This window comes from Candidatus Thiothrix phosphatis (genome assembly GCF_035668035.1).
Taxonomy (GTDB): domain Bacteria; phylum Pseudomonadota; class Gammaproteobacteria; order Thiotrichales; family Thiotrichaceae; genus Thiothrix; species Thiothrix phosphatis.
Genome location: NZ_JAYMYJ010000112.1, coordinates 80,959 through 93,944 on the forward strand (window position 1 = coordinate 80,959; position 12,986 = coordinate 93,944).

13 protein-coding genes and 1 riboswitch are annotated in these 12,986 nt (G+C 57.9%); of the genes, 3 read left to right on the forward strand and 10 right to left on the reverse strand.

Features of this window, described 5'->3' with window-relative positions; translation table 11 throughout:
* Nucleotide 1 precedes the first annotated feature (1 nt).
* The 8 genes from VSS37_RS12025 to VSS37_RS12060 are packed head-to-tail and all read right to left on the reverse strand — an operon-like array spanning nucleotide 2 to nucleotide 6,451.
* A complete protein-coding gene (locus VSS37_RS12025) occupies nucleotides 2–922 on the reverse strand; it encodes a respiratory chain complex I subunit 1 family protein (RefSeq protein WP_324695550.1) in 921 nt (306 codons plus the stop codon).
* Nucleotides 922–4,056, reverse strand: coding sequence for a proton-conducting transporter transmembrane domain-containing protein (locus tag VSS37_RS12030; protein WP_324695552.1), 3,135 nt, complete (start codon nucleotides 4,054–4,056; stop codon nucleotides 922–924). Before VSS37_RS12030 ends, VSS37_RS12025 begins: the two co-directional genes overlap by 1 nt.
* Nucleotides 4,050–4,406: a sodium:proton antiporter gene (locus VSS37_RS12035; protein WP_324695554.1), complete on the reverse strand. Its 357-nt coding sequence runs from the start codon at nucleotides 4,404–4,406 to the stop codon at nucleotides 4,050–4,052. Before VSS37_RS12035 ends, VSS37_RS12030 begins: the two co-directional genes overlap by 7 nt.
* A complete protein-coding gene (gene mbhE / locus VSS37_RS12040; RefSeq protein ID WP_324695556.1) occupies nucleotides 4,406–5,107 on the reverse strand; it encodes a hydrogen gas-evolving membrane-bound hydrogenase subunit E in 702 nt (233 codons plus the stop codon). The genes VSS37_RS12035 and mbhE overlap by 1 nt, the downstream gene beginning before the upstream one ends.
* On the reverse strand, nucleotides 5,100–5,354 hold the full coding sequence (locus tag VSS37_RS12045) for a hydrogenase subunit MbhD domain-containing protein (protein ID WP_324695558.1): 255 nt from the start codon (nucleotides 5,352–5,354) through the stop codon (nucleotides 5,100–5,102). Before VSS37_RS12045 ends, mbhE begins: the two co-directional genes overlap by 8 nt.
* Nucleotides 5,351–5,689 carry a monovalent cation/H(+) antiporter subunit G gene (gene mnhG / locus VSS37_RS12050; protein ID WP_324695560.1) on the reverse strand — a complete coding sequence of 113 codons (339 nt, stop codon included), beginning with the start codon at nucleotides 5,687–5,689 and terminating at the stop codon, nucleotides 5,351–5,353. Before mnhG ends, VSS37_RS12045 begins: the two co-directional genes overlap by 4 nt.
* Nucleotides 5,689–5,949 carry a monovalent cation/H+ antiporter complex subunit F gene (locus VSS37_RS12055; protein ID WP_324695561.1) on the reverse strand — a complete coding sequence of 87 codons (261 nt, stop codon included), beginning with the start codon at nucleotides 5,947–5,949 and terminating at the stop codon, nucleotides 5,689–5,691. Before VSS37_RS12055 ends, mnhG begins: the two co-directional genes overlap by 1 nt.
* Nucleotides 5,942–6,451, reverse strand: a complete 510-nt coding sequence (locus tag VSS37_RS12060) for a Na+/H+ antiporter subunit E (protein ID WP_324695563.1) — start codon at nucleotides 6,449–6,451, stop codon at nucleotides 5,942–5,944. Before VSS37_RS12060 ends, VSS37_RS12055 begins: the two co-directional genes overlap by 8 nt.
* 210 nt (nucleotides 6,452–6,661) lie before the next feature.
* A riboswitch (glycine riboswitch) is annotated at nucleotides 6,662–6,753 on the forward strand.
* A gap of 189 nt (nucleotides 6,754–6,942) precedes the next feature.
* On the opposite strand from VSS37_RS12060, the gene gcvT reads away from it, so the two are divergent.
* The 3 genes from gcvT to gcvP are packed head-to-tail and all read left to right on the forward strand — an operon-like array spanning nucleotide 6,943 to nucleotide 11,415.
* Complete coding sequence (gene gcvT / locus VSS37_RS12065) at nucleotides 6,943–8,049, forward strand: glycine cleavage system aminomethyltransferase GcvT (protein WP_324695565.1); 1,107 nt, start codon at nucleotides 6,943–6,945, stop codon at nucleotides 8,047–8,049.
* 23 nt (nucleotides 8,050–8,072) lie between these two features.
* Nucleotides 8,073–8,462: a glycine cleavage system protein GcvH gene (gene gcvH / locus VSS37_RS12070; RefSeq protein WP_324695567.1), complete on the forward strand. Its 390-nt coding sequence runs from the start codon at nucleotides 8,073–8,075 to the stop codon at nucleotides 8,460–8,462.
* Nucleotides 8,463–8,508: 46 nt separating this feature from the next.
* Nucleotides 8,509–11,415: an aminomethyl-transferring glycine dehydrogenase gene (gcvP, locus tag VSS37_RS12075; protein ID WP_324695569.1), complete on the forward strand. Its 2,907-nt coding sequence runs from the start codon at nucleotides 8,509–8,511 to the stop codon at nucleotides 11,413–11,415.
* A 98-nt stretch (nucleotides 11,416–11,513) separates the two neighbouring features.
* Here gcvP and VSS37_RS12080 read toward each other — a convergent pair whose 3' ends face one another.
* Nucleotides 11,514–11,906, reverse strand: coding sequence for a hypothetical protein (locus VSS37_RS12080; RefSeq protein ID WP_324695571.1), 393 nt, complete (start codon nucleotides 11,904–11,906; stop codon nucleotides 11,514–11,516).
* Nucleotides 11,907–12,036: 130 nt separating this feature from the next.
* Nucleotides 12,037–12,984 (reverse strand): CysB family HTH-type transcriptional regulator, encoded by a 948-nt coding sequence (locus tag VSS37_RS12085; RefSeq protein WP_324695573.1) that lies wholly within the window; start codon nucleotides 12,982–12,984, stop codon nucleotides 12,037–12,039.
* Nucleotides 12,985–12,986: the final 2 nt, after the last annotated feature.

A 12,986-nucleotide genomic window follows, 5' to 3' on the forward strand; every position in this document is an offset into this window, starting at 1 on the left:
ATTACACCAATACTACGGCGAGAATGCCCAGCGGCACCGCCCAGATCAAAAACCAGCGGATTGATTGTTCCACCCGAAAACGTGGGAAGACCACGCCGACGATGGCAGACACCATGTACAGCAGGAACACTTTCAGGAACAGCACCGGCCAGCTGGCCGCGCCACCAAAGAACAGGTTCATGTACACCACGATCTTGGCCACCGGGAATAGCGCACGGTTGGTCTGCATCAGCGCCAGGAACGAAGAATGGTATTCAGTCGGTGGGCCAATCGGAATTTCCTGCGGTGCCAGCACCACGTCAAATGGCGGGCGCATCATGGAACCGAGGAACGACAGCATCGCTGCTGCCACGGCAAACGGGTTGGTAAACACTGTCCAGTTGAGAATGCTGCCTTGTTGTGCCGCCACAATCTCGGTCACTGACAGCGTTTGGTATTGCAGTGCCACGGCAAACACCGCCAGTGCAAATGGCAGTTCCGCCGCTGTCATCTGTGACAGCCCGCGGGTAATGCCGATGGCTGCGTAGGGGTGACCACTTTCCGCAGCACCCAGCGCCATGCCCAAGGTGCCGAAGAACACAAAGTACAGCGCCAGGATCAGGTCGCCTGCAAACGAGAAGTTGCTGAACATTTCCGAGCCGTAAATGGTCGGTACGAACAGCAGCAACCCAACCCCGCCAGATAAGCGGAACACCGGCCCCAGGTAGTACATGACACCGTGGGTAATGGAGGTGCGCAGCGCATAGTTCTTAATCAGATCGACATAGTTCTGCCAGACCGGAATGCCATGCCGACGCCCGACCCGGGCTGCGATTTTCTGGATCAGCGCGGTCATCAGAAAGCCGTAGTTGAAGACGATGAAGACTGTCAGTAGCGCCCACGGAATGCGCATCCAGTTAAAGTCCATGAGTGATTCCATCATTATCTTGGCCCCATCCACAGCACGTACACAATGATGACAAAGGCCAGCAAGTGAATTGCATAGGTCTGGCCATTGCCGGTATAGAAACGCCGCAGGATATCGGCAGCTGAATGCAGCAGCTCCGATACGGCTCCCCAGAAGCGCGTGACCAGCGGCTCGGTCATGAAGCCCATCGCCTTACGGTAGGGGGCGAAGAAGTTCCACGCAAAATGGGTGGTTTCCGGGCGGTACGGGCGTTCAGCCGCAAACACGATATTGAACTGTTTGACCCTTTGCGCCTTGCGGTTGACGATCAGCAGCCAGACGAACAGCGTGACGAAAATCGCGATGATCACGAGCATAATGCTGATCGGGCTCCAGTAACCATACTGACTGGTGATGGTCAGGCCTTCCCAGCTCAGGCCGCCACTGCCTGCAAAGAACTGCGACATGTAGATATCCACCTTGTGCAGGGCGACACCAGGAACCAGTGCAAATGCAATCAGGGCGGCGACGAAAATCATCTGCGGCAGAATGATCCAGAAGGGCGCTTCCCTGATCTTGCGCATTTCATCCTTCAACTGCCCCAGGAACACAGTATGGATCAGGCGGAACAGGTACAGGAAGGCAATAGGCCCGGCGAGGAAAATGATCACCATCGGTAGGCGGTATTCCGCACTCATGATTGCGTTGTAGAAAATCCAGCGCCCGCCGAAGCCGGACAGTGGTGGCACACCGGATACCGCGATAATACCAACCAGCACAGCAATGAAAGAGAGCGGCATCAACGTGATCAGCCCGCCCATGCGATACATGAGGCGTGTGCCGGTACGTTTAGCGATGCCGCCAACTGACAGGAACAGCATGGACTTGTAAATATAGTGGTTGATGACGAACATCAACGCCATCAGCCAGCCCAGATGATTCATCAGTGCCAGACCGAATACCGCGTAACCCATCTGGCCGATGGAAGAGTAAGCCAGCAGGCGCTTGGCGTCTTCCTGGAAAATCGCCAGCAGGTTGCCGACCAGAGCGGAAATCGCGCCGATCCACAGCATGACGTGGGTCAGTTCCACCCCGTAAAGCTGTTGCTTGCCCATGGTGATCAGCAACATGAACAGGCCGAACAGACCCGCTTTCAACAGGATGCCGGACACCATCGGCGAAACATCGGTTTCAGCTTCGGCATGTGCGCCGGGTAGCCAGATATGCACGCCTACCGCTGCGGTCTTGGTCATGAAACCGACAGCCAGCAGGACGAAAATCCATGGTGCCAGTGGTTGTTGTGCGACTTGTGCCAGCGCGGCCAGTTTGAACTCAGGTGCTCCCTGTGCTGCCAGGGCAAACCCGGCCAGGATCATGAAGGCACCACCCAGTGAGAACACCAGATAAGACAGCGCATGTGGTTCGGAATGCTTACCGCGCAGGATCAGGAAATAAGAGCCTACTGTCAGCAGTTCCCAGGCCGCAAAGAAGTCGAATGAAGTCTGCGCGTTGATCAACATCGCCAACCCTGCAAACATCAGCATGGTGGATGGATAAAAGCCCACCCGTTTCTTTTGCGTCTGGAAACTGGCCAGCAGGATCAGCGCCCCACCCGGCAGCATCACCGCCGCAAAGATTAGTTGCAACGGGTCATAGGCCGGATAATTGAGGTAGAACCAATACACCAACCCGCCAATCGCCAGCACGTTTTTAAGTTTCGCGGGCAGCCAATCCAGCGGCAGGAACAGCAGTGCAAACAGCAATGGAATTGCATGCAGCAGGTTGCCGTGACCGGACAAGTGACCCCACAGATACGCCAGCAGCCACGCCACGATCACTGCACTGAAAGCAATGTCCGCCTTGCCGGATTGCCAAGCCAGACCGGATTCATCGGCTTCACGTTTGACGGCATAACCAAACCAGCGGAACAGGTAGGCTGCTTCCACCAAAGCCCCGAACAGAATCAGGCCCAGCAGCCACAAACGCCCATCTGCCGCCAGATGATGCGCCAGATCCCATTTCGCATAGAAGCCGGGGAAGGGGGGCAGCCCGGTGAGCAGGGCAATGAAGGTGGCAAATGCAAACACCAGTACCGGTTGTTTCCGCAACGCTGCCCAGTCGGTCAATTCACGTTTCACCACCAAACCAGACAGCCAGAACAGCCCGGCTTTGGAAACTGCATGCGCCAGCAAAATACCGCCTGCAATGAAATAGTAAGCATCGCCCAGAATGTCGCGTTGCCCCACCACGGTCAGGATCAGGCCGATCTGCGCAACGGAGGAGTAACCCAGCAGGCGCCGGTCATTGGTTTGCACCAGTGCGAAAATATTGGCGGCGACAAACGTAATGATGCCGATAGCGGTTGCCGCAGGCAGCCAGACATCACCGCCAATCTGCAATAGTTTATCTGCTGCATAAATGGTGGCACCGCCAGTCGCTGTTGAGAAAATGGCGGAGAATGCAGGATGTGCGGATTCGTAAATATCCAGCCCCCAGCCATTGGCCGGGAACGGTTTCAGTTCCGCCAGCACGGCAATGAACAGCAGGAAGAACGCCATCGCCCCACCTTGCAACAGGCTGGCTTGCGCCGCCGCCATGTCGTCGATATTGAGCGTGCCGCTGGCGTGATACAGGAAAATGATCCCCACCAGCATCAAAATGGACACCACTTGCGACACGATCAGGTATTTGAAACCCGCCCCCAGCGCCCGCCGGTCAGCCGACAACAGCACCAGCCCAGCGGTGGCGATCACGGTCAGCTCCATGAACACGAACAGGTTGAACACGTCGCGGGTGAACACCACCCCGCACAGCGCCATGACGAAAATCAGCAGCACCGCCATCGCCTGCCGCCCCTGTTTGAACAGGGTGTCTTTCATGTACAGCGCGGAGTGCAGCCCAACCAGCGTGGTCAGCAGGGCCAATGCGGCTTCCGGCAACCCGACGCGGAAATTGATGGCGAACGGCGGCTGTGTGCCTGCGGTGAAAATCTCCACGCTGGCGGCACCATTCACGGCGAACGCATACAACCAGCTTCCCGCGATCCACGCCATCCCGGCCAGTGCGGCCAGGGTGACGGCGTAAGCCAGCGTCCGCCATTTGTTGGGCAACAGGCCGAGCAGGAAAGCGCCACCCAGCCCGGCGGCGATGATGTAGATTGGGCTTACCATTTCAGATCCCTGCATTTGGAGATGTCGAGCGTGCCTTTTTCTTCATGCAGCTTGTAGGCGTAGGTCAGCATCATGGCGGTGACGCCCAGGCCGATGACGATGGCGGTCAGCACCAAAGCCTGCGGCACCGGGTCGATAATGCGGGTGGCCGCGTCGGCGACAGGGACTGCCTTGTCCAGAATCGGCGCGGTGCGCCCGCGCATGTAGCCCACCGCCACCAGCACCAAGTTCACGCCGGTGTCGGCGACCGTAAACGACACAATGATGCGCAGGATATTGCGGTCAGTCAGCGCGCCATACAGCCCCATCAGGATCAGGATGAAGCCGGTGGCCATTGCAATCCAGTCCATTATGATTTCTCCGTTTCTGCCAGATTGGTCAGCATTGAGGTGAATTCCGCGCCGACTTTCAGGCCGACGAAACTGTAAATGAGCGGAATGGCTCCGGCGGACAGCAGCGCACCGAACTCGCCCAGCGGGAGGATGCGGTTGTCCAAAAAGCCGCCCGCCAGCAGCAGCCCCAGCACGCCGACCCCGACAAACACCAGCCCGGAAATGGATTCCAGCACAGCGATCAGCGTGTGGCTGAAGCGTTTGAGCGGGTCAGTCAACAGCAGCAGCAGCGCCGCTGACGCCAGAATGGCACCGCCCTGGAAGCCGCCGCCGGGCGTCAAATGGCCATTCACAAACACATATGCACCGAACAGCAAGATCAACGGCACCAGCAAACGGCTGCCAGTGGTTAACAATTCGCCGGATGGCGACAGCTTGCGTTGCAGGGCGCGGTGGCGTTTGTGGCCTTGCGACAGCACCATGCCGATGATGGTGGAAGCCAGGAACAGCACGGTCACTTCCCCGAGCGTGTCCAGCCCCCGGTAGGTGACGACAATGGCGGTGACGATATTGGCCGCGCCCAGATCCTGCGCGGTATGTTCCGCGTAATAGCGGGCGGTCTGGTTGAGTTCAGTGGCCGGAACGTAACCCTGCAACAAATGGGCGAAGATCCCCGCCAGCCCCAGCAGCAGCAGGAAAACGGCAAAATTCCTAATCATCGCTGCCTCCCCGCACCCGTCCGAGCACAAAGAAGAACAGGAAGGTGGTCAGGCCGCTGCCGATAGCCGCTTCAGTCATGGCTACATCAGGAGCAGCCAGGAACAGGAACATGACGGAGGCAAACAGGCTGACCAGCCCCGCCGCCAACATCGCGGTGGCGACCCGTCTGGCGCGGATCGTGATCCACGCCGCACCCAGCATGGCCACCACCAGCAGTGCGGCGATGGCGAGCAATACCATACTCATGATTTTCCCTCCTGGTCTTCGGCCAGCCGGTCAACCTTGGTCAGCGGGGATTTCGCAGCGCCCCGGCGATGGGCCGTGCTGGCGATGACTTGCGCGGAAACCGGGTTGGTGAAAATCAGGAAAACGCCGATCAGCAGCAGTTTCCAGCCCCATGCCGGTTGCAGGCAGGCGGCTCCGGCCAGGGTCAACAACGTGCCCAGCGTGGTGGTTTTCGCTCCAGCTTGGATACGGTTGTAAATGTCCGGCATCCGCACCAGGCCCAGCCCGCCAAACAGCAGGAAGGATGCGCCCCCCACCAGCAGCGCACCGCCAGCCATGTCGAGTATTGGTTCCATTAGAAACGGCCCTCCAGATAGCGGGCGGCGGCAATGACGCCGAGGAATGACAGCAGCGCGTACACCAGCGCTGCGTCCAGGTAGACGCCACGGTTTTCCAGCAGCGCCGCCAGCACGATGAAGGTGATGGCGATGACGGTCAGCACGTCAAACGCCACCACCCGGTCCATCCGCGACGGGCCACGCACAAAACGCACCAGCGCCAGCAGGAATGCGGCTCCGGCGATACCGGCGGCCAGCATGATCAGCACATCAACCATACATCACCTCAAGATAGGACTCGAACCCGCTGACAATGTGCGCGGTGGCTTCCTCAATATCGTCGGCCTCCATCCTCACCCAGTGCACATATAGCCATTCGCCCTCCAGTTCCACACTCAAGGTGCCCGGTGTCAGGGTGATGGAGTTGGCCAGCATCAAACGCCCCATGCGGGTTTTCAGTTTGGTGCGCACCTTGACGATGGCGGGGTTGAGCGGCAGGGACGGCGTCAGCACAATGGCGGCCAGCTTGAAATTGGACTTGAACAGTTCCTTGAAAAAGTAACCGTAGTAACAAAAGCCAGCCACGATGGCGGCGGGAGTGAAACGGAATTCGGTGAAGAATGACAGGCCGTTACGGTATGACAGCGCGATAATGAGGGAGATGGCAGCGCCTACAATCAGGACATCAGTGTCCAGTTTGCCGTTCAGCATCAGCCAGAACAGCATGAGTGTCGCAAACATGATGATGACATTGCGGCCCTTGCTTTTACCCGTGTGCATGGTTGTTGTTCTCCTTTCCAGAGCCAATAGTGAGGCGGATATTCTCTCAGATTGGCGCACATAAGTTTATTAGGAAAGAATTATATTCTTAAAATCTTCATAAAAAGAACTAGTGATAATAGTTATTAGGCCTTTTTTGATAAAAAAGTATCTTTTCCATGTTTTCGCTTCTGTTGCTGCACTGCATCCGCTACAATCGCCCGGTTCAGTAATAAGCTGGCAGGAGAGCGCCGCCCATGTAGCGGCCGCCGAAGGCGCAATTCCGCCCGGAAACGCTCAGGCAAAAGGACTGGCAGTGCTATATCTGACTCTGGAGAGCAGCGCGGACGCGCTCACCGAAGGGTAGTAACTTGATGCTCTGCCCCCTGCCCCCCTTGCGGGGGAAGGGTTGGGGAAGGGGGGTAACAAGGAATCTCTCAGGTAGAAGGACAGAGGGGCGGCAGATCAAGCGGTCTGCCGCCCTTTTTTTATGCCTGAACCGGGAGGAAAATATGCAACGAACTGCCCTTTACACCAAACATTTGCAAGCCGGTGCCAAAATGGTCGATTTTGCTGGTTGGGAAATGCCCATCCATTACGGCTCGCAACTTCAGGAACATCATCAGGTGCGCAATGACGCCGGGATGTTCGATGTGTCGCACATGACCATCCTCGATCTGCGCGGAGCCGGTTCCAAGGCTTACCTGCAACGCCTGCTGGCCAATAACGTCGACAAATTGAAAGAATCCGGCAAAGCCTTGTACAGCTGCATGCTGAACGGGCAGGGCGGGGTGATCGACGACCTGATCGTGTATTTCATCACCGATAGCCAATGGCGCATCGTGGTCAATGCCGCTACCCGTGAAAAAGATATTGCCTGGATGCAACAGCAGATCGCCGGTTTCGACGCCACCCTGACCGAACGTGATGACCTGGCGATGATTGCTGTGCAAGGCCCCAATGCCCGTTCCAAAGTCCTGGGCATCATGCCTGCCAATGAAGTCGCCATTGTCGAGCCGCTGCAAGCGTTCTACGGCGCATTTGTTCCCCCTTCCCCACCGGCGGGGGATGACGCCTCCTGGTTCATTGCCCGCACCGGCTACACTGGCGAAGACGGCTTCGAAATGATGTTCCCCGCCACCCAAGCAGAAAAAGTCTGGGATGCGCTGTTGGCGGCGGGAATCAAACCAATTGGCCTGGGCGCGCGCGACACCTTGCGTTTGGAAGCCGGGATGAACCTCTATGGCACTGATATGGATGAAACCACATCCCCGCTGGTTTCCGGGCTTGGCTGGACAATTGCATGGCAACCGGCAGAGCGTGATTTCATTGGCCGCCCGGTATTGGAGGCGCAAAAAGCCGCCGGTGTTGCGCAGAAATTCGTTGGTTTGGTGCTGGAAGGCAAAGGCGTGCTGCGCAGCCATATGAAGGTTGTGTGTAATGGCGGTGAAGGGGAAACCACCAGCGGCACTTTTTCGCCTACACTCGGTTTGGCGATTGCGCTGGCGAGGGTTCCGGCGGATTGTGGCGGCACTTGTGAGGTCGATATTCGTGGCAAGCTGCATCCGGCCCGGGTGGTGAAGCCGGTTTTCGTGCGCAATGGCAAATCTGTTTTGTAATCAAGTTTTAGGAGTAACAACAAATGAGCAGCATTCCATCTGACCTGAAATACACCAAATCCCACGAGTGGGTGCGTGACAATGGCGACGGCACTGTCACCGTGGGGATTACCGACCACGCGCAGGAACTGCTGGGTGATCTGGTGCATATCGAATTGCCGACGGTCGGCGCGGAATACGGCGCGGAAGACGGTTGCGCGGTGGCTGAATCCGTCAAGGCCGCTTCCGACGTTTATGCGCCAGTCCCTGGTGTCGTCATCGATGTCAACGAGGCGCTGGATAAGGCACCGGAAATGATCAATTCCGACCCTTATGGCGACGGCTGGATGTTCATCATGCGCGTGGATGACGAAGACGCGCTGGGTGAATTGCTGGATGCTGAAGCTTACGAAGAAGTGGCGGCGGAAGCGTAAGACTAATTTGCACGGGGATTCCCCCATTCCAACAGGTAACGACTGAATGACAAGCTTGTACGAACTTGAGCAACACGATGATTTCATCGCCCGCCATATCGGGCCATCGGCGGCGGATACACAGGAAATGCTGCAAACCGTGGGCGCGGAGTCGCTGGATGCGCTGATCCACAGTACGGTTCCGGCCAGCATCCTGCTGAATGCCCCGTTGGCGCTGGACGGGAGCCGCACTGAAACCGAGGTGCTGGCTTACCTCAAGCAACTGGCGATGCAAAATAAGGTGAACAAGTCGTACATCGGCATGGGCTATTACGACACCATCACGCCGCCAGTCATTCTGCGTAATGTGCTGGAAAATCCGGGCTGGTATACCGCCTATACGCCGTACCAGCCGGAAATTTCCCAGGGCCGTCTGGAAGGTCTGCTGAATTTCCAGCAGATGGTCATTGACCTGACCGGCATGGACATCGCCAATGCCTCGCTGCTGGATGAAGCCACCGCAGCGGCGGAAGCAATGGCGCTGTGCAAGCGTTCCAACCGGCTGAAGACGGACAAATTCTTTGTGGACGCGGGGCTGCATCCGCAAACCATTGATGTGCTGAAAACCCGCGCCCAGTATTTCGGCTTCGAACTGGTTATCGGCAACCCGCACACCGATCTGGCGCAGCACGAAGTGTTCGGCATCATGCTGCAATACCCCGGCACCACCGGCGCAGTGGCGGATATTGCAGCCGTGATCCGACAGGCGCATGAACAAAAGGCGCTGGTGTGTGTTGCCGCCGACCTGATGGCGCTGGTGATGCTGAAAGCACCGGGCGCGATGGGTGCGGATGTGGTGTTTGGCAACTCGCAGCGTTTCGGCGTGCCGATGGGCTTTGGTGGGCCGCACGCCGCGTTCTTCGCCACCAAGGACGCCTTCAAGCGCACCATGCCGGGGCGCGTGATCGGTGTTTCCATCGACAGCCACGGCAAGCAGGCGCTGCGCATGGCGATGCAGACCCGTGAACAGCATATCCGCCGTGAAAAGGCGACTTCCAACATCTGTACGGCGCAAGCCTTGCTGGCGAACATGGCGGCGTTCTATGCCGTGTATCACGGGCCGGAAGGCTTGAAGGCCATTGCCGGACGCATCCACCGCCTGACCAATATTCTGGCGAAAGGCTTGCGGCAAAAGGGTGTGGAGCTGCTGGATGACACCTGGTTCGACACGATCACCCTAGTTTCTTCCCCAGCCCTTTCCCTGCAAGGGGGGAAGGGCGCTGGCGTGAATTTCCGGCAGTGTGCGGATGGGAACATTGGCGTCAGTGTGGATGAATGCAAAACAGGCGCGGACATCGCCGAGTTGTTCGACATCCTGCTGGGCGACGGGCATGGGCTGGATGTGGCCACCCTCGATGCCGAAGTGGTGGCGGAAAATTTCAGTGGTATCCCGACAGCTTATGCACGCGATACGGATTTCCTTACCCACCCGGTGTTCAATACCCACCATTCCGAATCCGAGATGCTGCGCTACCTCAAGCGGCTGGAAAACAAGGATTTCTCGCTGGCGCACGGGATGATCCCGTTGGGTTCCTGCACCATGAAGCTGAATGCGACGGCGGAAATGATACCGGTCACTTGGCCGGAGTTTGCGGGCATCCACCCGTTTGCACCGAATGAGCAGACGGTGGGCTACCGCGCCATGATCAAGGAACTGGAAGACTGGCTGGTCGAAGTGACCGGCTACGACGCCATTTCCATGCAGCCGAATTCAGGCGCGCAGGGTGAATACGCCGGGCTGGTGGCGATCCGCCGTTATCAGGAAAGCATCGGCCAGGGGCAGCGCGATGTGTGCCTGATCCCCAGTTCCGCGCACGGCACCAATCCGGCGTCAGCGGCAATGGCGAACCTGAAAGTCGTGGTGGTCGAGTGTGACGCCAACGGTAATGTGGATGTGGCGGATTTGCGCCTCAAAGCAGAAAAGCACGCCGACAACTTGTCATGCCTGATGGTGACTTACCCTTCCACCCACGGTGTATTCGAGCAGGAGATTGTGGAAATCTGCGGGATCGTGCATCAGTTCGGTGGGCAGGTGTATATGGATGGCGCGAACCTGAATGCACAGGTGGGCATTTCCAAGCCGGGCAAGTTCGGCTCTGACGTGTCGCATCTGAACCTGCACAAGACTTTTGCGATTCCGCACGGCGGCGGCGGCCCGGGCATGGGGCCGATTGGGGTGAAGGCGCATCTGGCACCGTTCCTGCCGGGGCATGTTGTGCTTGATTCCTCCCCCCACCCCAACCCCTCCCCCGCAAGGGGGGAGGGGCTAAAAGATGGCGTTGGCGCGGTTTCCGCAGCGCCTTATGGGAGTGGGGCGATCCTGCCGATTTCCTGGGCGTACATCAAGCTGATGGGGGCGGAGGGCCTCAAGCGCGCAACTGAGATGGCGATCCTCAACGCCAACTACATTATGCAGCGGCTGTCGGCGCATTATCCGGTGCTGTTCCGGGGGGCGAATGGGCGGGTGGCGCATGAGTGCATTATTGACATTCGCCCACTCAAGGCGGCGTCCGGGATTGATGAGTCTGATATTGCCAAACGTTTGATGGATTATGGTTTCCATGCACCGACCATGTCGTTCCCGGTGGCGGGCACGTTGATGATCGAGCCGACCGAATCCGAGCCGAAAGAGGAGCTTGACCGTTTCTGTGAGGCGATGATTGCGATCCGTGAGGAAATCAACAAGGTGCAGGAAGGCGTCTGGCCTGCTGACAATAACCCGTTGGTGAATGCGCCGCATACGCTGGACGATCTGGTGAATGCGTGGGAACGTCCCTATACCCAGGCCGAAGCGGTGTTCCCGGCGGGCGTCAGCCCGACGGCGAAATACTGGCCGACCGTGAACCGCATTGACAATGTGTATGGCGACCGCAATCTGGTGTGTTCCTGCCCGTCGGTTGAGGCTTATCGGTAAGGGTTTCAGGACGTTAAATAAGGGGCGACCCAAACAAGTCGCCCCTTAGCCCCCACAGCCCTATTAGATTGGTTTTTTGTCTTTAGTTAGCCCCGTTATTAGAAATGCTTGCCTTGTTGCATTTGTTTGGCTGGCGCTGGTTTGTGTTTGTCATTGCCATACTTTTTGACCACATCCCGGTTATTGGCGAGCTTGGTGATGTTTTTGCTTAACGCCAGCTCTTTGGACGCCGCGTTTTTGCGTTCCCATTTGGTGATCTTGTGATCCTTGTTGGCGGCTTTGATGGTTGCCTTGAGCTTGCCCAGTTCGGTGCGCAACTGGCGGGTTTCGCTGGGGGTCAACTTGCCGCTTTTCACGCCGCTGTCAATGCGTTGTCCCAGTTTGTAGGTATTGGCCTTGAGCACTTCGTGGTGCGGCGCTGCGAAGGCGGCAGAAGAGGCGAACAGGATGGCAGTTACCAATGCGCCAGAAAAAATGGTTTGGATTTTCATAAGATTACTCCTTGTGGATGTTAGTGTGTGTCAGTGTTTAAGCTTTCGATGGAGTAACTTTACGGCTGAATCGGGCAACAAAAATGGCCGGAATGTGTAAAGAAAGTGAAAATGGGTAGTGACGGGGTGCCTAAGCATCCCCCGCTTCCGCCTGTTCCGCCCTGCTGAGTTGGCTGCGGACGACCGCCTCCGTGAGCCGGGCGGAGCACAGCTCGATGAAATGGTAAGCGTACCCGCGCAGATAATGCCCATAGCGCACGGCGATCAGGGCTGTGTTGGCGGCGAACAGGTGCGTGCAGTCCAGCATGCGCAGCCCGGCGTCACGTTGCGGGCTGTACGCCATCGCCGCCACGACGCCCACACCCAACCCCAGCTCGACATAGGTTTTGATCACGTCGGAATCCCGCGCCGACATGACAATGTCCGGCGTAATGCCCGCCTTGCTGAAGGCTTCATCAATCACCGCCCGCCCGGTAATGTTCTTGTCATAAGTGACCAATGGGTAGGCCGCTATGTCTTCCAGGGTGATGAATGCTTTGGCGGCCAGCGGGTGCCCCTCAGGCGCAATGGCAATATGGCTCCAGGTGTAAAACGGGAAATGCGCCAGGTTGGCGGCGTTCTCCAGCGATTCCGTGGCGATGCCAATGTCTGCGCGGCCTTCCTGCAACAGGACGGCGATTTCGGCGGGCGTCGCCTGCAACAGGATCAAATGCACCTTGGGAAACTGCTTTTTGAACTGCATGACGACTGGCGGCAGCGCATAACGCGCCTGTGTGTGCGTGGTCGCAATGGTCAGGGAGCCTTCTTCCCGGTTGCTGAACTGTTTGGCCGCCTGCCGGATGTTATTGGCGTCCAGCAGCATCCGCTCGACAATGGCCAGCAATTCCCGCCCCGGTTCGGTCAGGCCCAGCAGGCGCTTGCCCCGGCGGATGAACAGCTCGACGCCGAGTTCATCCTCCAACTCCCGGATATGTTTGCTGACGCCGGATTGGGACATGAACAGCGCGTTGGCGACATCGGTCAGGTTGAAATTCTGCCGGGCCGTTTCACGGATAATGCGCAGTTGCTGGAAATTCACGG